The following is a 24,391-nucleotide window of genomic DNA, read 5'->3' on the forward strand; positions in this document are numbered from 1 at the left end:
GGTTCGCGTAGGTGTGTGACCTTCGTGAGCGAGTGGCTAACATCCGGAGGTATGCGTCTGCGGGCAGCTCATCTCATTGGTCGTGAGGCCGAAGTCACCGAGCTCGGCGAATCGTTGCGGGATCTGAACCGGTCACGTGGAGGCACGGCGTTCCTGGTCGGAGAGGGGGGCATCGGCAAGTCGCGGCTGGTCGCCGAGCTGATCGGATCGGCGCTGGACGCCGGCGTCCGGGTCCTGAAGGGCCGGAGCAGCACCATCGGACCGATGGTGCCGCTCCGGCCTCTCACCGAGGCCCTGATGCCGCTCTCCCGCGGCGGGGTGACACCGGACGAGGCGAGCCTCGGACCGTACCGCCCGGTGCTCGGCCGGCTCATCCCGGGCTGGAGCACCAGCTCCCCCGACCAGGGATCGACGGTGGTGCTCGCCGAAGCGGTCCTGCGGGTGCTCGCCCATGCCGGCCGTGAGAGCGGCTGCCTGCTGGTGCTGGAGGATCTGCACGACGCCGACACCGAGACCCTCGCCGTCGTCGAGTACCTGGTGGACAACCTCGAACAGCAACCCCTCATGCTGGCGGCGACCCTCAGGTCCGATCCCGGCGAGGCGCTGAGCCTCGCCGAGTCCGCCGGGCGCCGTCGCAGCGCCACGGTGTTCCGGCTGGCACCGTTGGACGCCGACGGGGTCGGCCGGATGATCGCCTCCTGCCTGGAAACCGATCCCGGCCGGCTGCCCGCCGAGGTGCTCGTCCAGATGTGGCAGGACAGCGCGGGCATCCCGTTCCTGGTCGAGGAACTCCTCCAGGGCGCGGTCGCCGGCGGCTCGCTCGTCCGCGAGGGCGCCGCCTGGCGGGTGGTCGGCGACCTCCGCCGCAACATGCCCCGGGCGCTGCTGGAGGGCGCCATCCACCGCATCGACCAACTCGGCCCACAGGGGCGGACCGTGCTCAGCGCCGCCGCCGTGCTCGGCCGGCGGTTCCCCCTGTCGGTGCTCCAGTCGATGACCGGCGTCGACGACCGGAGCCTGCTCAGCCACCTGCACGCGAGTGTGACGGCCCGGCTGGTCGCGGCCGACGAACCCGCCCCCGACTGGTACGCGTTCCAGCATCCGCTGACCGCCGAAGCGCTGCTCGCGCAGCTCACCCCGGCCGCCCGAGTGGCCCTGTCCGAGCAGGCCGCGAACGCGATCGAGACCCTCAACCCCGGTCTGCCGGGCGACTGGTGCCCGCTGGCTGCGACCCTGCGCGCCGACGCCGGTGAGCCCGTCCGGGCCGGCCGGCTGTTCGCCGAGGCCGGGCGCCGTGCCCTCGCCGACGGCGCCGTGGGATCCGCGGTCGCACTGCTCGATCGCGCCGAGCGGCTGCTGGCGGAAGGCGGAGACTCCGCCGCTCGCGCCGAGGCCCTGGAAGCTCTGCTGCCCGCGCTCGCGGAGACCGGGGACCTGACCCGCGCGCTCAGCCTCACCGGAACCCTGCGTGAACTCGTCGGAGCCGGCCTGGGCGCGGCCCGGCTGGCGGCCCTGCACACCCGCCTCGCGCACGTGGCGTACATGGCGGGCCGCTGGGCCGACGGCAGCAATCAGATCGAACGGGCTCGCGCGCTGCTGGCGACGGCACCGGACGAGGCGCACACCGCGCTGACCGACGTGGTGGAGGCGTACCTGTGCCTCGACGCGCCGGGACAGGACCGCACCCAGCGGGCCGAGCGGCTGGCGCGCGCCGCGCTCGGCACCGCCGAGCGGGAGGGCCTGCCCCTGGTCGCCTGCCAGGCGTGGGAACTCCTCGCCGTGGTCGCCCGCGAACGTGACCTCTCGGAGGCCAGTACATACCTGGAACAGGCCATGAGCACCGCTGAACGGCACAGCCTGCCGCTCCAGCGGATGTACGCGCTCACCCGGCTCGGCGGCATCCGGTGGCTGGACGAAGGCAGTACCGCCGTCCTCGAGGAGGCCCGCACGGAGGCCCGGCGACTGGGCGCGGTCACCGTCGTCTACGGCATCGACGGCATCCTCACCCTGCACGATGTCCTGTGCGGCCGGTTCACCGAGGCCCGGGCGCTCGGCGACGAGACGCTGACCATGGCAGCCCGCCTGAAGCTGACGTCGGTGGCCCGATACCTGCTGATGGCCCGCTCGGTGCTGGCGGCTCACCAGGGCGACCGTACCGCCATGGAGGAGGCCCTGGCCGACTTCGGACGCTGGGGAGGGCGCGGCTCGCTGGAGGAGCCGCTGGCCCTCGGTCTGGCCCAGGTCTTCTGTGCCCTCCTGGAGGAGAACCGGGACCAGGCGACCCGGTCCATGGCCGACCTCAAGGCGCTGGAGGCCGAGAACCCGACCACGTTCCACCTGAGCGGACGGCACGGCCTCGCTCTGCTGCTCGACCTCCTGGACGGCCGGGCCGACCGCGGTCACCTCGACCGGCTGGCCGCCAGCGCCGCGGGCCGGATGCGCTGGAACCGGTACTTCCTCCTGCTTGCCGAGGCCGTCCTGCTCGGCCGCGAGGGCCGGTCCGAGGCGGCCGGACACGCGGCACTCCTCGCCGAGACCACGGGCGCGCCCTACCCCACCGCCCGCCATCTCGGGCAGCGGCTGATCGCAGAGGAGGCCCACGCGCTGAGCTGGGGTGAACCGGAGAGATGGCTGCGGGAAGCCGAGCACCACTTCCGCGAGACCTCCGCCACCGCGGTGGTCGGCGCCTGCCGAACCCTCCTGCGCGCGATCGGCGCACCGGTGCGCCAGCACCGCACCGGCAGCGACCGGATTCCACCGGAACTGCGCATGAAGGGCATGACGGTCCGCGAGTACGAGATCTTCCGGCTGCTCGCCGACCGCCCCAGCAACAAGGACATCGCCTCCCGGCTCTACATATCGCCACGCACCGTCGAGAAACATGTCGCCAGCCTGATCGCCAAGACCGGGCTGCCCAACCGCTCCCAGCTCTGCGCCCTGGCGGCGGAGCAGTCCTGACGTCGGGTTGCGACCGGCCCGCGCGGACCGGCGGGCCGGTCGCAGGGGCCTCGGAGCCCGGACAGCGGCGCGGGGTATCGCGTTGATCACCGAGAGCGGCTCCCGTGCCGGGCGGCCCGGAGGGCGACGAAGCCCCCGGGCGGCCGACTGCGGGCTCTGGAAGAACCCGAGTTTCCGAGAGCTGTAAGAGCAACGAATGGTCTTCGTCTGCTTGCGGTGCGGCGGCAGCACATCGCTGACCAGTACAAGGAGCGCCCGTCGAGACTGGGGCGGGGTCGCGGGTCCGGGAGTGGTCCGGGTCATGATCGATGCCGCCCCCCGGATCAGTGTGGGCGGGCTGCTGCGTGAGGGCGTGTGGTGCACATCGCCTGCGGGCCGCCGGACTTCTGCATCGATGGGAGAAGCCGCTGATGCCCAGCCCGCCGACACCCGCCGCACGAGGGCACTCCCAGTGCGAAATACTCGTCCGATGAGTTCACGCACTTTCTCGATCAGCCGGTCGATCACGATACGGCGGGCCGTCGCGCGGGATGCCAAACGGCTCACGCGGCTCGTGCGCGGCTCAAGCGCCTACGAGGGGAAGTTCGCATCCGCGGTCGCGGGCTACCGGGTCGGTCCTGATTACATCGGGGCACACCGCGTCTTCGTGGCCGTCGGCGCCGACGAGCAGGGAGGCCGGGTCCTCGGGTTCTACTCGCTCGTCCTCACTCCACCGGAGCTCGACCTGCTGTTCGTCGCCGACGAAGCGCAAGGACGGGGCATCGGACGACTGCTCGTCGCGCACCTACGGTCCGAGGCCCGTGCCGCCGGGCTCGACCGCGTCAAGGTCGTGTCGCATCCGCCCGCCGCGGACTTCTATCACCGCGTCGGTGCGGTGCGGACCGGAACCGCCTTCGCGAACCCGCCCGCCGTGCCCTGGGACCGTCCCGAATTCGAGCTTCGCGTTTCCTAGTGGATCAAGCCGTGGCGAGCTCGCCGAGGTGCCCGGCCGTTCCGGCAGGATCGATGATCCGATAGGTGTTCGCCGGGCGGCTGTGCGACCGGCGTGACGGGGCTGTCGGCCGGGACATGCTGGAGGTCGCCGCGTATGGCGCTGACGACGCGGGGCCGGAAGGGCGGGGTGCCGGCTCAATGTGCGGCGGGTACGGCACCCGCACCCGATGTGCCGCCGCTGCCAGGTGTTCGGCCACAGGGGCCAGGGCCCGGACCCCGACCGCCCTGCTGATACGACACGGAGGAACGGCTTCAGGCGCGGTACCTCTCGTGGGACCGCCCGACCGGCACGGCGTCCAGCCTCCTCGCCTCCCGGGAGCGGCCGGAACAGCGGCTCCAGCGTACGGGCCACCGTCTGGTCCGAGGGATACGCGGAGAAAGGCAGCCCGTCACTTCCGAGCACCCTCTCGGCTGGAGAGAATTCAGCCAGACCGCAGGCCACACGGCGCATGGGCAGCGGATCCCGGGAACAACTGTCACCGCGCTCAGGCGAGGCCTCAGGCAGCCGATCGTTGCCCGTGGGGGCCTCCTCAACCTGAAGCAAGCTGGGCCTTGCTGCTCCGCCCGGTTGACCTGAGGGCTGTCCCGTAATCCGCGGCGGGCGCGCGACGACAGCTACGGCGCCTCGCCGCGTTGTCGGATCGCCCCCATACGCCCAGTATGAGAACGACCTTCCGCCTCGCGGTGCACCGCATCGATTACAGCAGGTACCTGCCGGGTCGGGTTGCCTGGAGCCCGGACATGCCTCCAGGCAACCCGACTTCAGGCTCTAGAAGAAGCCAAGTTTCTGAGGGCTGTAGGAACAAAGAATGTTCTTCGTCTGCTGGTAGTGCTCCAGCATCATCTTGTGGTTCTCCCGGCCGATCCCTGACTGCTTGTAACCGCCGAAGGCCGCGTGGGCGGGGTAGGCGTGGTAGCAGTTGGTCCAGACCCGGCCTGCCTGGATCGTGCGGCCGGCGCGGTAGGCGGTGTTGATGTCGCGGGTCCAGACGCCCGCGCCGAGGCCGTACAGCGTGTCGTTGGCCAGTTTCATCGCGTCGTCGAAGTCGTCGAAGGACGTCACCGAGACGACCGGGCCGAAGATCTCCTCCTGGAAGATCCGCATGCGGTTGTCGCCCTCGAAGATGGTCGGCTGTACGTAGTACCCGCCCTTCAGCTCACCGTCGTACTCGACGCGTTCGCCGCCGGTGAGCACCTTGGCGCCCTCCTGACGGCCGATGTCCAGGTAAGAAAGAATCTTCTCCAGCTGGTCGTTGGACGCCTGCGCGCCGATCATCGTGTCCGTGTCCAGCGGATGCCCCGGCTTGATCTGCTGGGTGCGGGCCACGGCCGCCTCCAGGAAGTCGGTGTAGTGGCCCCTCTGGACGAGCGCTCGGGAGGGGCAGGTGCACACCTCGCCCTGGTTGAGCGCGAACATGGTGAAGCCCTCGAGTGCCTTGTCCCGGAAGTCGTCGTCGTGCGCCCACACGTCGTCGAAGAAGATGTTGGGCGACTTGCCGCCCAGCTCCAGCGTCACCGGTTTGATGTTCTCGGAGGCGTACTGCATGATCAGCCGCCCGGTCGTGGTCTCCCCGGTGAACGCCACCTTCGCCACCCGAGCGCTGGAGGCCAACGGCTTGCCCGCCTCCGCACCGAAACCGTTGACGATGTTGACCACGCCCGGCGGCAGCAGATCGGCGACGAGGCTCATCCAGTAATGGATCGACGCCGGGGTCTGCTCGGCCGGCTTGAGGATGACCGCGTTGCCCGCCGCGAGCGCGGGTGCCAGCTTCCAGGCCGCCATCAGGATCGGGAAGTTCCACGGGATGATCTGCGCGACGACCCCGAGCGGCTCGTGGAAGTGGTACGCCACGGTGTCGTCGTCGATCTCACTCAGCGACCCCTCCTGCGCACGGATCGCGCCCGCGAAGTAGCGGAAGTGGTCGATGGCCAGCGGGATGTCCGCGGCCAGCGTCTCGCGGACCGGCTTGCCGTTCTCCCACGTCTCGGCCACCGCCAGCGACTCGAGGTTCGCCTCCATGCGGTCGGCGATCTTCAGCAGGACGTCCGAGCGCTCCGTCACCGACGTACGGCCCCAGCCGGGCGCGGCCGCGTGCGCCGCGTCGAGTGCCCGCTCGACGTCCTCCGCGGTACCGCGCGCGATCTCGGTGAACGGCTGCCCGTTGACCGGCGACGGATTGTCGAAGTACTGCCCGCGCGCCGGCGGCACGTACTCCCCGCCGATGAAGTGGTCGTAGCGCGGCTGGTAGGAGACGATCGAGCCCTCGGAGCCGGGTGTCGCGTAACGGGTCATGCTGGTGTGCCTCCCGATGCAGCGCTGCCCGCCATTGGGCAGCTCCCGTCGTGCAGGCTAGACGGGCGGACGTTGCGAGTATGTTGCACCGCTGGTCACCCAGGGTGTCTGACGGACCTGAGGGCGTCGGCCCGCAACTCCCGGTACGGCCAGTTCGGCCTCCAGCGCAGCGATCCGCGCCCGCACCGGGGCGGTCGGCCGCACGGCCGCGAGGGCCCGCCAGACCAGCAGGTCGTGCTCGCCCCATGGCGCGTGCACCCAGTCCGCCAGCAGATCAGGATCGCCACGGGTGATCAGGGCCGTTCGCAGAGCCCCGGCGAGCCGGCGCCGTAGCCCGGCCACCGCGGGGGCCTGGGAGTTCGGCAGCAGAGGGCCGCGGTACGCCCGTACGGCAGCCGTGAGAGCCCCCGTCTCCAACTGCCGTTCGACCACAGCCGCGTCACACTCGACCGGCACGGAGAGCCGGTAGGGCCGGGACGCCAGCAACCCCGGTGGCAGCAGCGGGCGCAGTCTGGCCAGCTCGGCGCGCAAGGTCACCGGTGTCACCGACTCGTCCGCGTACAGCGCGCACAGCAGCTCGTCCCCGGTCATGCCCTCAGGATGGCGGGCCAGGAGTGCGAGGACCTCGCTGTGCCGACGGCTCAGCCGGATCCGCCGCCCGCCGCCCGGCCGGAGTTCCGCCTCGTCCCGGCCGAGGACGCTCAGCGCCACGGTGTCCTCCGCCTGTCTCGGCGGGGTGACCAGGCTGAGCTGCGACTCGGCCGCCCGTGCCACCGCCTGTACGAAGCCCAGGCTGTGCGGATGTGCCAGGCCGTCCCCTCCGGTGATGTCGACGGCGCCCAGGACCCGCCCGGTGTGCGGATCGTGGATCGGCGCGGCCGCACAGGTCCACGGCTGCACCCGCCTTATGAAGTGTTCCGCAGCGAATACCTGCACCGGACGGTCCACGGCCACCGCCGTACCCGGCGCGTTGGTCCCGACAGCCGCCTCCGACCAGCGTGCCCCGGGCACGAAGTTCATCCGGTCCGCCCGCCGTAGCGTCGTCGCATGCCCCTCGACCCACATCAGCCTGCCGTGTGCGTCGCACACCGCGAGCAGATGCGAGCCATCGGCGGCGAATGTGCCGACCAGCTCCCGCACCAGTGGCATCACCAGTGCCAGGGGATGTTCCGCGCGGTATGCGCCGAGGTCGTCCTCGGTCAGTTCGACGCTCGCGGTGCCGTCCGGCCCGACGCCGGCCCGTGCGCTGCGCCGCCAGGACTCGGCCACCACCGGCCGGACCGGACGCGCCACCGTACCGGCAGTCGTGAAGGTCTCATGCGCCCGGCGCAGTGCCCGGACTCTCTCGTCTGGGTCGGCCCCCGGCTCCAGAGCCACCCACTGATCGGTCAACTCGTCCTCCTTGCGGGGGAATCAACTGGGTCATCGTCACGCGCGGCTCCGCTGCGGACAACCGGGCCGACACGAGATCAGGGGAAATTGACGAGTCTGATGTAGCGGACCCAGTCCCAGTTCACCCCCGGGTCGGTGTGATCGGTGCCGGGTACCTGGTAGTGGCCGATGATGTGCTCACGGTCCTTCGGGATGCCGTACCTGTCGCACACCGCGGCGGTCAGTCTCGCTGACTGCTCGTAGAGCGCGTCCGTGAAGTAGGCCGGCTGGTCCACCCAGCCTTCGTGCTCGATGCCGATACTCCGGGTGTTGTCACCCCAGTCGCCCGCGTGCCATGCGATGTCCGCCTCCCGGACGCACTGGGCGACGTGGCCGTCGGCCGAGCGCACGAGGTAGTGCGCCGACACCTTCTTGTCCGTGTTCCGGAAGATGTCCAGAGTGTCGTCGTAGGTCTCCTGGGTGACATGGATGATCACCCGGTCGATCTCGTAGGCTCCCGGCCGGCTCGACACCGTGTAGTTGCCGCTGCTCGCGGGCTGCCATTCCCCGGGCGGGTAGTCGACCGCCGCCTGCGCGGCCGCCTGAGGACCGGGGAGCAGCGCGTAGGGGACAGCGGCGAGTGCCGCGCCCTTGAGGACGCCGCGTCGGGTGAGGTGGGTACGGGGCTGGTTCATCTCCATCGTCGGCTGCCCTTCAGCGGGTCGGAGGTGTCATCCGCCGCGAGTGAAGCGGCAGGTGGGTGCGCGTCGCTGTGGCGTGTCCGGACGCGTCGGTACGACCAGGCGTACAGCTGAGCAGAGCCCGGCACGTATGACCGACACAGTGTCAGCTCCGGTCGGCCGGAGGCCGGAATGGTCGTGCGGGTGTCGGTTGTGGCGCCGTGCGCCGGTCGTTCTCGCGTACATGTGTCCCCCGATGGGTGTGGCAGATGGTGCTCAGCATGTGTGCGGCCCAGGAATCCGACGGTCAGGTCCGGCGGTTGCGGAGTGCGCGAATCACGCTACGGGGTGCGGAAGTTGGGCAGAAGGGTGAGTGTCAGATCCGTGGACGACCGGCAGATTGTGGAAAAGTCGGCCACCCGTTCGAGGGGCTCCGGGCGTAGGTGGGCGTGGCGGGCGTCCGCCATGGGCATCGGCCCGAGTGTCAGGGTCGTTCCGCCACCATCGCCGGATCATCCAGCACGGCCCGCACCACCGAATGCGCGGCGCCGAGCAGCGGGCCCTGCGGCCCCAGCCCGGACACCGTCACGGGACATGCCGGGCCGGCGGTGCGACCGCGCAGTTCACGCTGCAGAGAGGGGAGAAGCCATGGAGAGAGGGCCGCCAGCGCGCCACCCAGCACGACCGTGTCCGGGTCCAGGAGATTGACCGCCCCGGTCAGGGCGATGCCGAGCGCCGTACCCGCTTCCCGCAGCGCCGTGCGCACGTCCTCGTCGCCCCCTTCGGCCTGCTCCGCGAGCGCTCCCACCACGTCCTCGCGCGACTCGATACCGGCCGCCCGCAGTACGGCCTCCTCTCCCGCGTACTGCTCCAGGCAGCCGCGTCCGCCGCAGGGACAGTGGGGACCGTCCGGCCGGACCGGAACATGACCCAGCTCTCCGGCGAAGCCGCGGGCGCCACGGAGCAAGCGCCCGTTCACGACGATCGCCGCGCCGATGCCGATCTCCGCCGACACGTGGAGGAAGTCACCCGGCGTGCCGGCTCCGAGCCACAGCTCCGCCAGCGCGCCGAAGTTGGCCTCGTTGTCCACGGTCAGTGGCACTTCGCCGGGCAGGAGGCCGCCGAGGTCGGTGTCGTGCCAGCCGAGATTCGGGGCGCGCACGACCGTACGGCCGTCACCGGCGATCAGGCCGGGCACGGCGACGGCGAGTCCGGCGACCCACAGGCCCTCCTTCTCCACCTCGGCCGTGACCTGCCGGAGAAGCGAGGTCAGATCCCCGGCCACGGATTCGGGGGAGCGGCCCCGGTTCGATCCGCGCCGCGCGGCCCGCGCGCGAACCGCACTCCGCAGGTCGACCGCGCACACCGCGAGGTGATCCACACCGATCTCCGCCCCGACCCCCGCAGGGCCACGTCCGCTCACCGCGAGCGCGGATCCGGGCCGTCCCACCCGGCTCGGGCGCTCGGGACCCAGTTCCTCCAGCAGGTCCCAGCGGACCAGCTCGTCCACGAGGGACGACACGGCCGCCCGCGTGAGGCCGATGTGCGAGGCGACCGTGGCACGCGACAGCGGTCCGTCCGAGCTGACGGCGTGCATGACCCGAGCCAGGTTGCGGCGCCGCATGCCCTGCTGGGTGTCCGGCAGAACGCGTCCGCTCCCCGTCGGTCGGCTGTCGTGCTGCGGTGCGGTCATGCCTCCGTCGATCCTCGGTGTCCGTGGTCCCTGTGCGGCTTGTGAACGGGTCGCTGGCTGCCGGACCGGTGCGCAGCCCTCACGCGGTGGGGTCAGATGGAGTTCGGACCCGGCTCCAGCAGCGCAGACGCGTCGGAGAGTACCCCGGCGATCCGGTTCAGGGCTTCCTCGTCCCGTTCCACGGCGTCCAGGAGCCGTCCCTCCGTCGTGTTCCAGCGGCGGGCGACGGCGGCCGGGTCCTCCCCGGTGAGCAGCCCCGCAGCCTGCGCGGCAGCGCCCAGGGCGACCAGTTCCCTCGCCTCCGGGATCTGCACCGGCCGTCCGGACAGCCGGCGCACCGTCTCCTGCCAGGCCGTGCCGCGCGCGCCACCGCCGATCAGCAGCAAGGGCGAGGTGCGGTCGGCGTCCTCGTCGAGCACCAGATCGAGTGCGCCGAGCAGCGAGTGCACCGCGCCGTCGTAGGCGGCCTGGAGCACCTGGCCGGCGGTCGTGTCGTGGCGCAGTCCGTGCAGCAGACCGCCGGCATGGGGCAGATCCGGGGTGCGCTCACCGTCGAGATACGGCAGCAGGGTGACCGAGGTGCCGGGCTCCACTGCCTCCCGGTCGACCCCGAGCAGGGACGCGACCCGGTCCACTGCGAGGGTGCAGTTCAAGGTGCAGGCCAGGGGCAGCCAGTCGCCACGCGCGTCGGCGAAACCGGCGACCGTCCCGGTCGGGTCGGTGGGGCGGCGCTCGGAGACCGCGTACACCGTGCCGGAGGTGCCGAGGCTCAGTACCGGAGTGCCGGGCCGCAGGCCGAGGCCGAGCGCGGCGGCAGCGTTGTCCCCCGTGCCCGGCGCCACCAGCGTGCCTTTGGAGAACGGCAGATCATGGCCGTCGCGCACGGTGCCGGCCACCTCGCCGGGCCGCACCACGCGCGGGAGCAGCGTGGGATCGAGTCCCACGTGCGCCAAGATCTCGTCGTCGTACGCCTTCGTCGCGCTCGCCCACCAGCCGGTACCGGAGACGTCGCCCCGGTCGGTCGTGCCCAGACCGGTGAGGCGTTCGGTCAGGTAGTCGTGGGGGAGGCGTACCGCCCTGGTGGCACGGACCGCGTCCGGCTCGTGCTCCGCCAGCCAGGCCCACTTGGTCACCGTGAACGACGCGCCCGGCACGCTGCCCGTGCGCTCCGCCCAGGCGTCGGGACCGCCCAGCTCCTCCACGAGGCGACGGGCCTGCGGGGCCGAGCGGACGTCGTTCCAGAGCAGCGCGGGCCGCACCGGCTCGCCGTGTGCGTCGAGCGTGACCAGGCCGTGCTGCTGGCCGCCGATCGACACGGCCGCCGCCTCGTGCGCCACGCCGCCGCACTGGCGCAGCGCCTCGCACAGCGCGTCCCACCACTGACGCGGATCGCTCTCCCGCCCCGCGCCCGAGGACACCGTGTGCGCGGCCTGCCCGCTCGCCACCACCTGTCCGGTGGACGCGTCGACGACCAGTGCCTTCGTGGACTGGGTGGACGTGTCCACACCGACGACGAGCGGACCCTCGGCTGCTGACATTGGGCTCTCCCTGTTCCGCGGCGTCATCGACCGGCAGCGACGCCGTTCGTCGATGGCGCCCCGGCGTCGAGAACATCCGGTCCCTTCCCAGAGGCGCTTTCGCATACTAATTTGTAAACGGCCATGACGAAATAGGCACCGAGGAGCCGCGGCATGAACTACCAGCCCACCCCCGCAGACAAGTTCACCTTCGGACTGTGGACCGTCGGCTGGCAGGGGAGGGACCCGTTCGGCGACGCCACACGCCGGGCCCTCGACCCGGTCGAATCGGTACAGCGACTGGCCGAGCTGGGCGCACACGGAGTGACCTTCCACGACGACGACCTGATTCCGTTCGGCGCCTCCGAGACCGAGCGCGAGTCGCACATCAAGCGCTTCCGTCAGGCCCTGGACGCGACCGGCATGGCCGTGCCGATGGCGACCACCAATCTCTTCACCCACCCCGTCTTCAAGGACGGCGCGTTCACCGCCAACGACCGCGACGTGCGCCGATACGCCCTCCGCAAGACGATCCGCAACATCGACCTCGCCGCCGAACTGGGCGCCAGGACCTATGTCGCCTGGGGCGGCCGTGAGGGCGCCGAGTCCGGTGGCGCCAAGGACGTCCGGGCGGCCCTGGACCGTATGAAGGAGGCGTTCGACCTCCTCGGCGAGTACGTCACCGCCCAGGGCTACGACATCCGGTTCGCCATCGAGCCCAAGCCGAACGAGCCGCGCGGCGACATCCTGCTCCCCACCGTCGGACACGCCCTCGCGTTCATCGAGCGCCTGGAACGCCCCGATCTGTACGGCGTCAATCCGGAGGTCGGGCACGAGCAGATGGCCGGGCTCAACTTCCCGCACGGCATCGCGCAGGCGCTGTGGGCGGACAAGCTCTTCCACATCGACCTCAACGGCCAGTCGGGCATCAAGTACGACCAGGACCTGCGCTTCGGCGCCGGTGACCTCCGGGCCGCCTTCTGGCTCGTCGACCTCTTGGAGAGCGCCGGCTACGAGGGCCCCCGCCACTTCGACTTCAAGCCGCCGCGCACCGAGGACCTCGACGGCGTCTGGGCTTCGGCCGCCGGATGCATGCGCAACTACCTCATCCTGAAGGACCGCGCGGCGGCCTTCCGGGCCGACCCGGAGGTGCAGGAGGCGCTGCGCGCGTCACGGCTTGACGAGCTGTCCCGGCCGACGGCCGCCGACGGCCTCGACGCCCTGCTGGGTGACAGCTCCGCCTTCGAGGACTTCGACGTGGACTCCGCTGCCGCGCGGGGCATGGCCTTCGAGCGGCTCGACCAGTTGGCGATGGACCACCTGCTCGGCGCCCGTGGCTGACGGAATCGCGCGTGGCCAGTCCGTCGCGGCCGGTCACGCGCGTCCTGCGTGGCCTTCGACCTGAGGTCTTTCGTCCGGATCAGGCCGGGTCAGGCACCGGACCCCGCGAGCCCGGCATGATCCGAGCGAGGAGGCCCCAGGTCTCAGGGGTCCCTCGGGGTCGGCTTCAGGGATGTCTCAGGGGTGGTGGCCGGAACCGTCCGGCGCTCGGGACCGTTTCCCATGCAGAGAGCGGCAGTGGGTCGTGACCTGGGAGGCGGATTTCATGTCGAGAAACGCGAAGATCGCTGTCGGTGGGGTGGCGGTCGGGCTGGTCCTGCTGATCTGGCTGCCCTGGTGGGTGGCGCTTCTGATCATCGTGGGCGTGCCAGCCGCCGCGTACCTGACGCTGGACCCCTCGCAGCGGCGCAGGCTGCGCCGGGTCACGCGCAAGGAGATAGGCCGCTGACGCCGTCGAGCGGCGTTTAGCGCCGGGTCACAGCGGACGTACGGCGATCTTGTCCAGACCTTCCAGCAGGCCGGGGAGCTCCGGACCCCGTCCCACGGGGATGACTTCGCCGGGTTCCGTGTCGAGCAGGATGAACGCGATGTCGTCCGTGCGGGCCACGATCGACCAGCCGGGACCGTCGGCGCGCAGAGTCCGCGCGTCTCCGGGGGCGAACGACGACCGGACGCGGCCGAGGGGCGGCGGGGCGTCGATGTAGGCGCGCGCCTCCGCGAGCACCTGACGGACCCCGCGACCACTCGGGTGGACCGGCTCGGTCTCGGCCGCCGGTGCTGCCTCGGCCTCCGGACCGGGTGTCTCGGCATCGGAAACCTGGGCGCTCGGCAGGACATCCGCGTCATCGAGCCTTCCGCGCCATTCGGCCCACTGGAGTGCTATCTCGTCAGCGCCGAGCCGCCGCTGGGCCGGTCCCCAGGTGCTGGTGTCGGGCGGAGCGAGAGGAGGCGGGTCCGTGGCCTCGGTGTCCGGATCGTGCGGGGCCGGTACGTCGGGTGCGGCGACGGCAAGCGCCAGAGGCCAGCCGGGCAGGGCCGCCACGAGCGTGCGCTCGTCGGGCGACAACTCGTACTCCATGCCGCAGTCCCAGGACGCGATCGCCACCGCGACCAGGGACACGTCGTCGATGACGGCCGTCCACCGGGCACCGTCTCCGTCCTGACCGAGAACCAGGCCGTACCCCTCCTCGACCGGTGTGAGACCCAGCGCCGCGCAGGCCGCGGGATAGTCGTCACCGAGCACGCTCGGGAACTGCGCGGGTGTCAGCAGCACCGCCGTCAGCACGTACAGCGCCTCGTCCGCGGCAGCCACGGGTGCATCGTCCGACCCGGCCATCCCAGCCTCCCCAGTGGTTCATCCGTCGGCGCGCACCCTAGTGCGCGGGGGAGAGGCTTGTCACGACTCCGCGCACCGGGCGGAGCTGCGATTTCCCTGCCGGAGGGGGGCGAAACACCCCTGTCTTCCGAGAGTCTCCTCAGTCCGCCGGCAGGCCCAGCAGATCCCGGGCCACCGCCCGGAGGGTGGTGGAACGCTCGCGGCCGAGGGCGACCACGGCTCGGCTCGCCAACTCGCCCACGCCGAAGGAGAGTGCCTCCGGCGACACCCACGACGACGCCTCCTCGACTCCGTCCTGTTCGTCACGCGCGCGGGCCGTCACGTAGGCAGCCGCGGCCTCGAAGAGGTTGTGCCCGCGGGGCTTCTGATCACCGGGTACCTCCCCGCGCGGGGAAGTACCCAGCCTGGCGGAGTACTTGCGGATCATGTCGAACCTGCGAATCACCCTTCCCCGGCCCGGGGCTCGCTCATCACACATGTCTTCTCACCCAAACTAGAGTTGGAACCTCCGCGGCAGAAGGGGACCTCACGGTGAAACGCTTCGAGCGGCTCGACCAGATCCGGCGGATGGACCCGGTCGCCGACGCCCCGGAGATCTACCGGCTCAGCGCAGCCTTCGAATTCCCCTGGGACTACACGCGAGCACTGGAACTTGCCCTCTACCGCACCTACGCCGTCCCCGCCATCGGCCGGCTGCTCGCCGACACGGCGGAGCTGACCGAGCGTCCACAGCGGAGGTACGACGACACCGCCCTGCTGCTGGACGCCGTCATGGAGCACGGCTTCGGCGCCCAGGAGGGCCGTACCGCGATCCGGCGCATCAACCAGATGCACCGCAGCTACGACATCAGCGACGACGACATGCGCTATGTGCTCTCGACCTTCGTCGTCATGCCCAGACGGTGGATCGACACCTATGGCTGGCGGAGGCTGTCCGAGCACGAGATCGTCGCCACCACCGAGTACTACCGCACCCTCGGGCGCCACATGGGCATCTCACGCATCCCGGAGACGTTCGAGGAGTTCGAGGCCCTCCTCGACGCCTACGAGAAGGAGCACTTCGCCTGGGACCAGCGATCGCGACAGGTGTCCGACGCGACGCTCGACCTCATGACGTCCTGGTATCCGCGCCCGTTCGCACCGCTGCTGCGGACGGCGACGCTCGCCCTCCTCGACGAGGCGCTGACGAGGGCCTTCCGCTACGAGGCGCCGAGCGCGACCGTCGCCTCCCTGGTGCGCCGTGCCGTGAAGGCCCGAGGACGGCTGGTCAGGCTGCTTCCCCCGCGCAGTGCGCCTCACTTCGCCCGGCAGAACTGGCAGATCAGCAGTTACCCGAACGGCTATCGCACCGCCGACCTGGGCACGCGCCCGGTCCCGGGCCTGGGTGCCTGTCCCGTGAGGCAGGTGAAGCCGACCGACGCGGCGGGCTGAGGCATGGCAGCCATGCCAGTGCGCCGTCAGCGCTCGCGCGTCGCCAGCGCGAGGAAGCAGCCGGGCTCGTCGACGTAGGACGTCATGCGCCAACCGGAACGCGCCAGGATAGGAACGAGGTTGGCCTCGGCCCGCAAGTCGCCGGGTGTGAGCCGCCTGCCCTGGCGAGCGGCCAGCGCGGCCCGGCCGATGGGATGGAACAGCGCAAGGATGCCACCTGGCCGCACGACGCGGGCCAGTTCGCGCAGGTTCTCGCCCGGCTCAGGAAGGTGGGCGATCAGACCTGCCGCGAAGACGGCGTCCAGGGACTCCGCCCGCAAGGGAAGGGCGGTGACGTCGGCGAGCAGCAGGACACCTTCCCGGCCCCGTCCGGCCCGCGCGGCGGTCTCCAGCATGGCCGGGGTGAGATCCGCCCCGACCACCGTCCCGGACGACCCCACGGCGGCGCGCAGCGACGGGAGCGCGCGGCCCGTGCCGCACCCCGCGTCGAGCACCCGGTCTCCCGCGGCAAGCCCCATTTGGGACACCGCGGCCGCGTAGGCGGGCCCGTCGTCGGGAAACCTGCTGTCCCAGTCGGCGGCCCGCGCGGTGAAGAACTCCCGGACGTGGGCGTGGTCGTCACTCATGCTCCGATGATCTCTCACCGCTCCCGCTGACGCCGCGCGCACATGGAGAGGCCGCGATGCGGTCCTTTCACCGCAACTCCACGTCATGTTCGGACACCAGCTGTGTCATGTTGTAGCAGCTTTCGAAACGCGGCCCCTGCGCACGCTCCTGGCCGGGCTAGCGTCCGTGGGCCATGGGACATCTTGACCACGCGGCTTTCGGCTGGCTGACCCCGGCGCTCTCGTATGCGATGGCCTGCATCGGCGCCGCACTCGGCCTGCGCTGCACGGTACGCGCGCTGGCGGCGGCCGGCCGGGCCCGCCGCAACTGGCTGATCACGGCCGCCTCCGCGATCGGGACCGGCATCTGGACCATGCACTTCGTGGCGATGCTCGGCTTCCGGGTCAGCGGCACCGACATCCGCTACGACGTGCCACTGACGATTTTCAGCCTCGTCGTCGCCATGGTCGTCGTGTGCGCGGGCGTCTTCGCCGTCGGCTACGGCAAGGACCGCAACCGCGCCCTCCTGACCGGCGGCCTCACCACCGGCCTCGGCGTCGCCAGCATGCACTACCTCGGCATGGCCGCGGTCCGGCTGCACGGGGACGTGACCTACGATCCTGTGCTCGTCGGGCTGTCGATCGTGATCGCCGTGGTGGCCGCGACAGCGGCGCTCTGGGCGGGCCTGAACATCAAGTCCCCGAAGGCGGTCACCCTCGCCTCCCTCGTCATGGGCGCGGCTGTCAGCAGCATGCACTACAGCGGAATGTTCGCGGTGAGCGTCCACGTGGACCCCTCCGGCGCGACCCTGCCGGGTGCCACGGCCATGCAGTTCATCTTCCCTCTGGCTGTGGGCCTCGGCTCCTACCTCTTCATCACCTCTGCCTTCGTCGCCCTCTCGCCCACGGCGGACGAGCGCCAGGCGTCCGCCACCGCCCAACGGCCCGTCGAGGGCGCCGCCGCCCCCTAGCGGAAACCCGGTCCGAGAGCTCCGACCCACTGCCCGAGCGAGGAGGCCATGCGCCCACCCCGTAGCACCCCGAAGGCCGGATCACCGGCGCAGTCCCCGACCCCGCTGCGCGGCCGGCGCGCACACGCCGGGCCGCCGGCGGACGAGGGCCCCGAGGCGTACCTCGACATGGCGCCGGACTACGCGCCCCCGCGCGCGCGTCGCTGGCACATGCGCCCCCGGACCGTGCGCGCCAAGGTGGTCTGCCTCCTGATGGTTCCGGTGGTCTCGCTCCTCGCGCTGTGGGCGTACGCCACCGTGACCACCGCCCAGGACGTGTCCAAGCTGCGCCAGTCCCAGCGCGTCGACGCCGAGCTTCGTACGCCCGTCGCGGCCGCCGTCGCCGCGCTGCAGGCCGAACGGGCCGCCGCCGTGCGGTACACCGCCGAACCGAACGCGGCACGCGGGAACGACCTGCGTGGTCTCGCGGCCGCGACCGACCGGGCGGTGGCGAAGCTGCGACTCGGTGACGACGCCACCGTCGCCGCCGGCCAGCAACTTCCCGCGGGAGTCGGCGCCCGACTGGAGACCTTCGTGGGCGGCGTCGAGCGGCTTCGCGCTCTCAGGACCGCCGTGCTCGGCCGCGAGGCGGACTGGGCGACAGCGTACGACCGGTACTCCGGGACCATCGACGCCGCGTTCGCCGTGGACGGGGCGCTCTCCGGCATCCAGCGGGCGGACGTCGGATCCGACGCGCGCGTGCTGCTCGAATTCTCCCGTGCCGCCGAAGCGCTGGCCCAGGAGAACGCCGTCCTCGGCAGCACGCGCCCGGACGCCCCGCTCCGTGGCCGACATGCCCTGCTGCTGGACGGCGCCGTCGCCAACCGGCGCGCCCTCACCGAGGTCGCCGCCGCCGACCTGCCCGCCGCCCAGCGCGCCGCCTGGAACCGCGTCACCCACGGCAGCGCCTACCTCGCACTCGCCGCCGCCGAGGACCGCTTCCTCACCGCCGGCTTTGGTGCCAAGGCGATCGACACGGCTCCCGGTTCTGCCTGGGCCACTGCCTACGCGCGCGTGCACGGCGACATGAGCGGCATCGCGGCGGACACGAGCCGGGCGGTCGCCGGCCGCGCGGACCCGTTCACGCATGGTGTGCTGAGCCCGGCCGGTGCCGCCGTGCTCTTCGGCCTGGCCGCGGTCGTCGCCTCGCTCGTGATCTCGGTCCGCATCGGACGCGCGCTCGTGGTCGAGCTGGTGAGTCTGCGCAACGACGCTCTGGAGATCGCCCGCCGTAAACTTCCGGCAGCCATGCGGAGACTTCGGGCCGGCTCGGAGATCGACATCCGGGCCGAGGCGCCCGCCGGACCGCCCGCCGAGGACGAGACCGGTCAGGTGGCGGAGGCCCTCACGACCGTGCACCGGGCCGCCCTTCACGCTGCCGTGGAGCGCGCCGAACTCGCCAGTGGCATCTCCGGTGTCTTCGTCAACCTCGCCCGCCGCAGCCAGGTGCTGGTCCACCGCCAGCTCCGTCTGCTGGACAGCATGGAGCGCCGCTCCGACGACCCGAACGAGCTGAGCGACCTGTTCCGGCTCGACCACCTCACCACGCGCATGCGGCGCCACGCGGAAAGTCTGATCATCCTTTCCGGAGCGGCGCCCGGCCGGGCCTGGCGCATGCCGGTGTCCCTGACCAACGTGGTCCGAGCGGCCGTCTCCGAGATCGAGGACTACGCGCGCGTCGAGGTCCGCCAGCTCCCCGAGGCGGCTGTCGTCGGGGCGGCCGTGGCCGACCTCACGCATCTGCTCGCGGAACTGGTGGAGAACGCCGCCCAGTTCTCGCCGCCGCACACGCGCGTGCGTGTGTCCGGCGAACCGGTCGGCAACGGCTATGTCCTCGAGGTCGAGGACCGGGGCCTCGGCATGAGTGCGGAGAAGCTCGGGGAGGCCAACCGGCGCATCGAGCAGTCCGAGACTCTCGACCTCTTCGACAGCGACCGCCTCGGCCTTTTCGTCGTCAGCAGACTCGCGGCCCGCCAGGGCATCAAGGTGCACCTGCGCCCCTCCCCGTACGGCGGCACCACCGCGGTCGTGCTGCTGCCCACCGCGCTGGTCCACCAGGGAGCCCAGGAACACTCCGCCGGGGAACCTCCCGCTCCTCCGGAGAGCGAACGTGAGCACGCGCGCGTGCCCGAGGTACCCGCCCCTGCCGCGGTGGCCGCCCAGAGGGAGCGACCAGCCCTGGCCGCCAGCGTGCCACCGCCGGCCGAACCCGTCCCCGGCACACCGCTTCCCGGAGTCAGCACCTTGACGCCCCATCGCCCGCCCACCGACTCCGAATCCTCGGACGACCTGCCGCGCCGTGTGCGCCAGGCCAGCCTCGCGCCACAGCTCCGCAAGGAGCGCGCCGGTGAACCGGCAGCGGAATCCGAATCACCCGACGACGAGGGACGCACGCCGGAAATCGTGCGGGACCGGATGGCGGCCTACCGCGACGGCTGGCTGCGCGGCGGCGGCCGCCGTCCGGGCCGCGTGGCACCGGCGCCCGCAACGGGCAGCGACAGCACCGAAGGAGATCCCGCATGATCCAGGAGCCGAACACGACCGTGAATCAGCGATCCGGCGACCTCGACTGGCTCCTGGACGACCTGGTCGAGCGAGTGGGCGAGGTCCGCCACGCCGTCGTGCTGTCCAACGACGGCCTGGCGGTCGGCGCATCCACCGGCCTCGCCCGCGAGGACGCCGAACACCTCGCCGCCGTCGCCTCCGGGTTCAACAGCCTGGCCAAGGGCACAGGACGGCACTTCGGGGCGGGTGGTGTCCGCCAGACGATGGTGGAGCTGGACGACGCCTTCCTCTTCGTCGTCTCGGCCGGCGACGGCTCCTGCCTCGCTGTCCTCACGGCGGCCACCGCCGACATCGGCCTCGTCGCCTACGAGATGGCACGCCTGGTCCGACGCGTGGGTGAACACCTCTACGCGGCACCACGCGTCGCCTCACGGCCGCCCGCGGCAGGCTGACCGGGAAGGCCGAAACGGATGACCGAGAACCCACCGGGCGACCTCCGCGACGAAGGAAGCCAGTGGTACGACGGCGAGGCCGGACCCTTGGTGCGCCCCTACGCCATGACCGGCGGACGCACCCAGCCCGGCCCGGCCGGCGTGCCCTTCGACCTCATCGCCCTGGTCACCCTCGATCCCGCCGCGCCAGGATTGCAGGACGGCAGCACGCTGGGCCCGGAGCACCGCATCTTGATCGAGCTCTGCCGCGCCGAGACGCAGTCGGTCGCGGAACTCGCGGCTGACGCGGACCTGCCCGTGGGAGTGGTCCGCGTGCTCCTGGGCGACCTGCTCGAACTGGGCTGCGTCACCGTCAGCCGGCCGGTGCCGCCCGCGCATCTGCCGGATGAACGGATCCTGCGCGAGGTCATCGCGGGGCTGCGTGCCCTGTAGACGAACGTTCACGACCGACGGGGCGCCTCCCGGGCCACCGTTTCGCACGCTTCCGGTGGTCAAGCGGCCGGAAGCGGTCACATCTGGTGCCTTTCAGTCCGCACCCCCGAGGCGGTGCCGAAATTGCCATGATGCTGACCTCACGCCCGAGCACATCGACCGCAACCGGCCCTCCCGAGAGAAGTGATCATGGCCTCTGAGCACGTCGAAGCCGCCGACGACATCTCCGCCCTGGCGCTGAAGATACTCGTGGCGGGGGGATTCGGCGTCGGCAAGACCACCCTGGTCGGCTCCGTCAGCGAGATCCGGCCGCTGCGCACCGAGGAACTGCTCAGCGAGGCGGGGCAACTGGTCGACGACACCGACGGCCTGGACCACAAGGTCACCACCACCGTGGCCATGGACTTCGGCCGCATCACCATCCGCTCCGGTCTCGCCCTCTACCTCTTCGGGACGCCGGGACAGGACCGCTTCTGGTTCATCTGGGACGAACTCTCCCAGGGCGCCCTGGGGGCCGTGGTCCTCGCGGACACCCGTCGTCTGGAGGACTGCTTTCCAGCGGTCGACTACTTCGAGCACCGGCGCATCCCGTTCGTCGTCGCCGTCAACTGCTTCCCCGGGGCGCGCCCCTATGGTGCCCATGACGTCTCGCGCGCCCTGGACCTGGACCAGGGCACACCCGTGGTGCTCTGCGACGCCCGTGACCGCGACTCCGGCAAGGAGGTGCTGATCCGGCTCGTCGAGTACGCCGGGCGCATGCACACCGCCCGGCTTCTCGACTCGGTGAGCTGAGGCCGCCTCAGTCCGCGAGGTCCCGCACGGCCACGACATGGTCGATGTGCACCCTCACCAGCAGTTCACCCGGAACGCCGTTGCGGGCACCGAACTCCTCGGCGCGGGCCTCGCCCATGTACCGCGCGGCGATCCGGGCGGCCCACCCGCGGATCTCCTCCAGGTCCTCGGAGAGTCGGGCCTGACCGTTCAGCACCACGAACGAGAACGGCGGCCGGTCGTCGTCCACGCACAGAGCGATCCGCGGGTCACGGGCCAGATTGCGCCCTTTCACCGTTTCCTCACCGGTGTTGAAGACCAGCTCGTCACCGTCGAGCAGGAACCAGATCGGGGCGATATGAGGGCTTCCATCGGCCCTTACGGTCGCCAGCTTGCCGGTCCGGGTGCCGTGGGAGACGAACGCCCGCCATTCCTCGTCGGTCATCTTGTGTGCCATGGGCCCATCCTGCTTGCCCGGACGCCGGAGGTGGGGAAGGCTTGCGGAAAGCTCCTCCAGCCAGGGGGAGAGGTATACGGGGAGAACGAACATGGCGCAGAACCAGGGACTGGGTTGGCTCCTGGACGATCTCACCCAGCGCGTGGACCACGTGCGTCACGCGCTGGTGCTCTCGAACGACGGACTCGTCACCGGGGCGAGTACCGGACTACGGCGCGAGGACGCGGAACATCTGGCAGCCGTCTCCTCCGGACTGCACAGCCTGGCGAGGGGCTCGGGGCGCCACTTCGGCGCGGGCCGCGTCCGGCAGACCATGATCGAGTACGACGACGCCGTACTCTTCGTCACCGCGGCCGGACCCGGCAGCTGCCTGTGCCTGCTCAGCGGCGCGGAGGCGGACATCGGTCAGATCGCCTACGAGATGACACTGCTCGTGAACCGGGTCGGCGAACACCTAGGCGTGGATACCCGGCAGCCCGAACACTCCCCGGTCTCAGAACTCTGACCTGCGGACTCGCGGCCACGCGGAGGGTTGTCCACAGGCCCGACGCGGAGAGCACGGATCTGTCTACGGTGTGTGCACGGCGAACGCGCAGGGCGAGAGCCGACCACTCCACGGGGGAGCAGAGCCATGCCGGGAACCACCCTCGCATCCGTGACCACCCTGACCCCGGAGCGCCCCGCGCTCTGCGCCCCGAGCCGCGCGGCTCGGGAACTGGGTCTCAACCGCTACGAGTTCGACCTGGCCGTCGAGCTGGGGCGCATCCGGATCGTGCCCGACGCGGGAAGCGGCGGCCGACGGGTCGCTCGAACCGAGATCGCCCGCCTCCAGGCGCAGTCCGGGTTTCCCCAGGCGCTCCGTGAGCGAGTGCGTGTCGTGGGCACCAAGGAGGGCGCCTCGCTCATGGGTGTCTCCGAGGGCAGGTTCGCCAGACTCGCGCGCCTGGGCCTGCTGGTGCCGGTACGCTTCTACCTCAACCGGTACCGAGCCGTCGTGTGGCTGTATCCGGCCGAGGAACTGCGGGAGTTCGTGGCGAACGGCGAGCACGCCGACCTGATCACGGGCAGGACGCCCGAGACGCTCAGGAGCCAGTTGACGGCCGGGCTCGACCTGCGTCCGAGGAACTGGCGGGGACGGCACCTCGGTTTCCTGCTGCGGCAGGCCGAGGACCCGTGGGCGAGAGCCGGAGCGATCGCCGCCTTCCTGCCGCGCGAGGAGATCACCAAGATCGCCAGAACCCCCTATCAGCAGGCCAGGCTGGACCGTCTGAGGCCATCCCTGCCCGAACACGGTGCCCACGGAACCCCCTCCGCCGTCCTCGGCGAGCAGATCATGACCGCACAGGACGCCGACGAGATCGCGTGGCTGAGTGCGGACCTGGCGCGGCAGTTGGAAGCGACGCAGACGCCTGGGTCCGCGTCGTCACCCCTGCCGGGCCCCCGGGATCACGCCGTGCGTCGACCGGGTACACGACGCGTCCCCACACCGGCAGCGCCTCGACCTGTGGTCCCGGAAGCACCGGTCGATCTGGCCGCGGCCCGGGCACGCTCGGATACCCCGGCCTCGCCGCCACCGGCTACCGGGCCGCGAATGCCCCGAGGGCTGCTGACCTGGCTATGCCGCAGAAGTCCCCGGAGCGCACCGGCCGGCGGTCACAGCACTAGAGGGACCTGAACAGGCCCTCCTGGACCACCGACACGAGCAGTTGCCCGTGCACGTCGTAGATGCGCCCTCGGGCCAGGCCGCGGCCGCCGATCGCGATCGGGGACTCCTGGTCGTAAAGGAACCACTCGTCGGCGCGGAACGGACGGTGGAACCACATGGCGTGATCCAGCGACGCCATGTCGAAGTTCCGCTGACCCCACAGCGGCTCGATCGGGATGCGGACCGCGTCGAGCAGGGTCATGTCGCTCGCGTAGGTCAGCGCACAGGTGTGGACCAGCGGGTCGTAGCCGAGCGGACCGACCGCGCGCATCCACACCGCGCTGCGCGGTTCGGCACCGTCGATGTCATCGGCGTTCCAGCGCAGCCGGTCGACATAGCGGATGTCGAAGGGCTGGCGGCGCGCCATCAGCTCCAACTGCTCCGGGAGGGCGCCCAGATGCTTCCGGATCTCCTCGGCCACGGGCGGCAGCGACTCCGGGTCCGGCACCACACGGGCGGGCGGGAGCTGGTGCTCGAACGGTCCTTCCTCGGGCTTGTGAAAGGAGGCGGTCAGATTGAAGATCGTGCGTCCCTGCTGCACGGCCGTGACCCGGCGCGTCGTGAACGAGCGTCCGTCGCGGACCCGCTCCACCTGGTACACGATCGGTACTCCGGGCCGGCCCGGACGCAGGAAGTACGCGTGCAGCGAGTGCACGGGGCGGTCACCCTCCGTGGTGCGCCCCGCGGCGACCAGCGCCTGTCCCGCGACCTGGCCGCCGAAGACCCTCTGCAGGGACTCCTGCGGGCTGCGGCCGCGGAAGATGTTGACCTCGATCTGCTCCAGGTCGAGCAGGTCGACCAGGCTCTCGGCCGGATTCGTCATCGGTGGGTCTCTCCTGTG

Annotated in this window: 22 protein-coding genes; 12 read left to right on the top strand and 10 right to left on the bottom strand. The window is 71.2% G+C overall.

The features are described from left to right. Positions 1–51: 51 nt before the first annotated feature. Together ACWCV3_RS16030 and ACWCV3_RS16035 are read left to right on the top strand one after the other, a co-directional pair. Positions 52–2,958: an AAA family ATPase gene (locus ACWCV3_RS16030; RefSeq protein WP_451223555.1), complete on the top strand. Its 2,907-nt coding sequence runs from the start codon at positions 52–54 to the stop codon at positions 2,956–2,958. A 469-nt stretch (positions 2,959–3,427) separates the two neighbouring features. Next, entirely contained in the window at positions 3,428–3,910 is a 483-nt protein-coding gene (locus ACWCV3_RS16035; protein ID WP_451223557.1) for a GNAT family N-acetyltransferase, read from the top strand. Positions 3,911–4,720: 810 nt separating this feature from the next. Here the strand turns inward: ACWCV3_RS16035 and exaC are convergent. From exaC to xylB, 5 genes are all read right to left on the bottom strand, one after another. Then, positions 4,721–6,244: an acetaldehyde dehydrogenase ExaC gene (gene exaC / locus ACWCV3_RS16040; RefSeq protein WP_451223559.1), complete on the bottom strand. Its 1,524-nt coding sequence runs from the start codon at positions 6,242–6,244 to the stop codon at positions 4,721–4,723. Positions 6,245–6,301: 57 nt separating this feature from the next. Further along, positions 6,302–7,636 carry a GAF domain-containing protein gene (locus ACWCV3_RS16045; protein WP_451223561.1) on the bottom strand — a complete coding sequence of 445 codons (1,335 nt, stop codon included), beginning with the start codon at positions 7,634–7,636 and terminating at the stop codon, positions 6,302–6,304. Between the two features lie 77 nt (positions 7,637–7,713). Continuing rightward, positions 7,714–8,310, bottom strand: coding sequence for an N-acetylmuramoyl-L-alanine amidase (locus ACWCV3_RS16050; RefSeq protein ID WP_451223832.1), 597 nt, complete (start codon positions 8,308–8,310; stop codon positions 7,714–7,716). A 469-nt stretch (positions 8,311–8,779) separates the two neighbouring features. Next, positions 8,780–9,988 (bottom strand): ROK family protein, encoded by a 1,209-nt coding sequence (locus tag ACWCV3_RS16055; RefSeq protein ID WP_451223563.1) that lies wholly within the window; start codon positions 9,986–9,988, stop codon positions 8,780–8,782. A gap of 92 nt (positions 9,989–10,080) precedes the next feature. Beyond that, positions 10,081–11,526: a xylulokinase gene (gene xylB, locus ACWCV3_RS16060; protein WP_451223565.1), complete on the bottom strand. Its 1,446-nt coding sequence runs from the start codon at positions 11,524–11,526 to the stop codon at positions 10,081–10,083. 153 nt (positions 11,527–11,679) lie between these two features. Between xylB and xylA the strand changes: the two genes are divergently transcribed. Together xylA and ACWCV3_RS16070 are read left to right on the top strand one after the other, a co-directional pair. Continuing rightward, complete coding sequence (gene xylA / locus ACWCV3_RS16065) at positions 11,680–12,846, top strand: xylose isomerase (RefSeq protein ID WP_451223567.1); 1,167 nt, start codon at positions 11,680–11,682, stop codon at positions 12,844–12,846. A gap of 265 nt (positions 12,847–13,111) precedes the next feature. Beyond that, a complete protein-coding gene (locus ACWCV3_RS16070) occupies positions 13,112–13,294 on the top strand; it encodes a hypothetical protein (protein WP_451223569.1) in 183 nt (60 codons plus the stop codon). Positions 13,295–13,321: 27 nt separating this feature from the next. Here the strand turns inward: ACWCV3_RS16070 and ACWCV3_RS16075 are convergent, their stop codons facing one another. Together ACWCV3_RS16075 and ACWCV3_RS16080 are read right to left on the bottom strand one after the other, a co-directional pair. Then, the gene (locus ACWCV3_RS16075) at positions 13,322–14,182 is read right to left on the bottom strand and encodes a hypothetical protein (protein WP_451223571.1); all 861 of its coding nucleotides are present in this window, start codon (positions 14,180–14,182) and stop codon (positions 13,322–13,324) included. 139 nt (positions 14,183–14,321) lie between these two features. Next, positions 14,322–14,609 carry a hypothetical protein gene (locus ACWCV3_RS16080; RefSeq protein ID WP_451223573.1) on the bottom strand — a complete coding sequence of 96 codons (288 nt, stop codon included), beginning with the start codon at positions 14,607–14,609 and terminating at the stop codon, positions 14,322–14,324. Between the two features lie 104 nt (positions 14,610–14,713). Here ACWCV3_RS16080 and ACWCV3_RS16085 point away from each other — a divergent pair, with 104 nt between their 5' ends. Continuing rightward, on the top strand, positions 14,714–15,613 hold the full coding sequence (locus ACWCV3_RS16085) for an oxygenase MpaB family protein (protein ID WP_451223575.1): 900 nt from the start codon (positions 14,714–14,716) through the stop codon (positions 15,611–15,613). A 26-nt stretch (positions 15,614–15,639) separates the two neighbouring features. Here ACWCV3_RS16085 and ACWCV3_RS16090 read toward each other — a convergent pair whose 3' ends face one another. Next, positions 15,640–16,239: a class I SAM-dependent methyltransferase gene (locus ACWCV3_RS16090; protein ID WP_451223577.1), complete on the bottom strand. Its 600-nt coding sequence runs from the start codon at positions 16,237–16,239 to the stop codon at positions 15,640–15,642. A gap of 173 nt (positions 16,240–16,412) precedes the next feature. On the opposite strand from ACWCV3_RS16090, the gene ACWCV3_RS16095 reads away from it, so the two are divergent. The 5 genes from ACWCV3_RS16095 (at position 16,413) to ACWCV3_RS16115 (ending at position 21,409) form a co-directional block, all read left to right on the top strand. After that, the gene (locus ACWCV3_RS16095; protein ID WP_451223579.1) at positions 16,413–17,189 is read left to right on the top strand and encodes an MHYT domain-containing protein; all 777 of its coding nucleotides are present in this window, start codon (positions 16,413–16,415) and stop codon (positions 17,187–17,189) included. A gap of 48 nt (positions 17,190–17,237) precedes the next feature. Beyond that, positions 17,238–19,751: a sensor histidine kinase gene (locus ACWCV3_RS16100; RefSeq protein ID WP_451223581.1), complete on the top strand. Its 2,514-nt coding sequence runs from the start codon at positions 17,238–17,240 to the stop codon at positions 19,749–19,751. After that, the gene (locus ACWCV3_RS16105; protein ID WP_451223583.1) at positions 19,748–20,185 is read left to right on the top strand and encodes a roadblock/LC7 domain-containing protein; all 438 of its coding nucleotides are present in this window, start codon (positions 19,748–19,750) and stop codon (positions 20,183–20,185) included. Before ACWCV3_RS16100 ends, ACWCV3_RS16105 begins: the two co-directional genes overlap by 4 nt. An 18-nt stretch (positions 20,186–20,203) precedes the next feature. Beyond that, complete coding sequence (locus ACWCV3_RS16110) at positions 20,204–20,617, top strand: DUF742 domain-containing protein (protein ID WP_451223585.1); 414 nt, start codon at positions 20,204–20,206, stop codon at positions 20,615–20,617. A 189-nt stretch (positions 20,618–20,806) separates the two neighbouring features. Next, positions 20,807–21,409 carry a GTP-binding protein gene (locus ACWCV3_RS16115; RefSeq protein WP_451223587.1) on the top strand — a complete coding sequence of 201 codons (603 nt, stop codon included), beginning with the start codon at positions 20,807–20,809 and terminating at the stop codon, positions 21,407–21,409. Positions 21,410–21,416: 7 nt separating this feature from the next. On the opposite strand, the gene ACWCV3_RS16120 is transcribed toward ACWCV3_RS16115, so the two are convergent. Continuing rightward, entirely contained in the window at positions 21,417–21,845 is a 429-nt protein-coding gene (locus tag ACWCV3_RS16120) for a PPOX class F420-dependent oxidoreductase (RefSeq protein WP_451223589.1), read from the bottom strand. A 91-nt stretch (positions 21,846–21,936) separates the two neighbouring features. Here ACWCV3_RS16120 and ACWCV3_RS16125 point away from each other — a divergent pair, with 91 nt between their 5' ends. Both ACWCV3_RS16125 and ACWCV3_RS16130 read left to right on the top strand, forming a co-directional pair. Further along, the gene (locus ACWCV3_RS16125; RefSeq protein ID WP_451223591.1) at positions 21,937–22,350 is read left to right on the top strand and encodes a roadblock/LC7 domain-containing protein; all 414 of its coding nucleotides are present in this window, start codon (positions 21,937–21,939) and stop codon (positions 22,348–22,350) included. A 126-nt stretch (positions 22,351–22,476) separates the two neighbouring features. Next, positions 22,477–23,520 (top strand): DUF6397 family protein, encoded by a 1,044-nt coding sequence (locus ACWCV3_RS16130; RefSeq protein WP_451223593.1) that lies wholly within the window; start codon positions 22,477–22,479, stop codon positions 23,518–23,520. Here the strand turns inward: ACWCV3_RS16130 and ACWCV3_RS16135 are convergent. After that, on the bottom strand, positions 23,507–24,373 hold the full coding sequence (locus tag ACWCV3_RS16135; protein ID WP_451223595.1) for an acyl-CoA thioesterase: 867 nt from the start codon (positions 24,371–24,373) through the stop codon (positions 23,507–23,509). The two genes, ACWCV3_RS16130 and ACWCV3_RS16135, sit on opposite strands and share 14 nt — an antisense overlap. Positions 24,374–24,391: the final 18 nt, after the last annotated feature.

Source organism: Streptomyces sp. NPDC001781 (assembly GCF_053596035.1).

Coding starts and splice junctions, on each gene's coding strand:
- ACWCV3_RS16030 (WP_451223555.1), top strand. CDS start 52: ATGCGTCTGCGGGCAGCTCATCTCATTGGTCGTGAGGCCGAAGTCACC.
- ACWCV3_RS16035 (WP_451223557.1), top strand. CDS start 3,428: ATGAGTTCACGCACTTTCTCGATCAGCCGGTCGATCACGATACGGCGG.
- exaC (WP_451223559.1), bottom strand. CDS start 6,244: ATGACCCGTTACGCGACACCCGGCTCCGAGGGCTCGATCGTCTCCTAC.
- ACWCV3_RS16050 (WP_451223832.1), bottom strand. CDS start 8,310: ATGAACCAGCCCCGTACCCACCTCACCCGACGCGGCGTCCTCAAGGGC.
- ACWCV3_RS16055 (WP_451223563.1), bottom strand. CDS start 9,988: ATGACCGCACCGCAGCACGACAGCCGACCGACGGGGAGCGGACGCGTT.
- xylB (WP_451223565.1), bottom strand. CDS start 11,526: ATGTCAGCAGCCGAGGGTCCGCTCGTCGTCGGTGTGGACACGTCCACC.
- xylA (WP_451223567.1), top strand. CDS start 11,680: ATGAACTACCAGCCCACCCCCGCAGACAAGTTCACCTTCGGACTGTGG.
- ACWCV3_RS16070 (WP_451223569.1), top strand. CDS start 13,112: ATGTCGAGAAACGCGAAGATCGCTGTCGGTGGGGTGGCGGTCGGGCTG.
- ACWCV3_RS16075 (WP_451223571.1), bottom strand. CDS start 14,182: ATGGCCGGGTCGGACGATGCACCCGTGGCTGCCGCGGACGAGGCGCTG.
- ACWCV3_RS16080 (WP_451223573.1), bottom strand. CDS start 14,609: ATGATCCGCAAGTACTCCGCCAGGCTGGGTACTTCCCCGCGCGGGGAG.
- ACWCV3_RS16090 (WP_451223577.1), bottom strand. CDS start 16,239: ATGAGTGACGACCACGCCCACGTCCGGGAGTTCTTCACCGCGCGGGCC.
- ACWCV3_RS16095 (WP_451223579.1), top strand. CDS start 16,413: ATGGGACATCTTGACCACGCGGCTTTCGGCTGGCTGACCCCGGCGCTC.
- ACWCV3_RS16100 (WP_451223581.1), top strand. CDS start 17,238: ATGCGCCCACCCCGTAGCACCCCGAAGGCCGGATCACCGGCGCAGTCC.
- ACWCV3_RS16105 (WP_451223583.1), top strand. CDS start 19,748: ATGATCCAGGAGCCGAACACGACCGTGAATCAGCGATCCGGCGACCTC.
- ACWCV3_RS16110 (WP_451223585.1), top strand. CDS start 20,204: ATGACCGAGAACCCACCGGGCGACCTCCGCGACGAAGGAAGCCAGTGG.
- ACWCV3_RS16115 (WP_451223587.1), top strand. CDS start 20,807: ATGGCCTCTGAGCACGTCGAAGCCGCCGACGACATCTCCGCCCTGGCG.
- ACWCV3_RS16120 (WP_451223589.1), bottom strand. CDS start 21,845: ATGGCACACAAGATGACCGACGAGGAATGGCGGGCGTTCGTCTCCCAC.
- ACWCV3_RS16125 (WP_451223591.1), top strand. CDS start 21,937: ATGGCGCAGAACCAGGGACTGGGTTGGCTCCTGGACGATCTCACCCAG.
- ACWCV3_RS16130 (WP_451223593.1), top strand. CDS start 22,477: ATGCCGGGAACCACCCTCGCATCCGTGACCACCCTGACCCCGGAGCGC.
- ACWCV3_RS16135 (WP_451223595.1), bottom strand. CDS start 24,373: ATGACGAATCCGGCCGAGAGCCTGGTCGACCTGCTCGACCTGGAGCAG.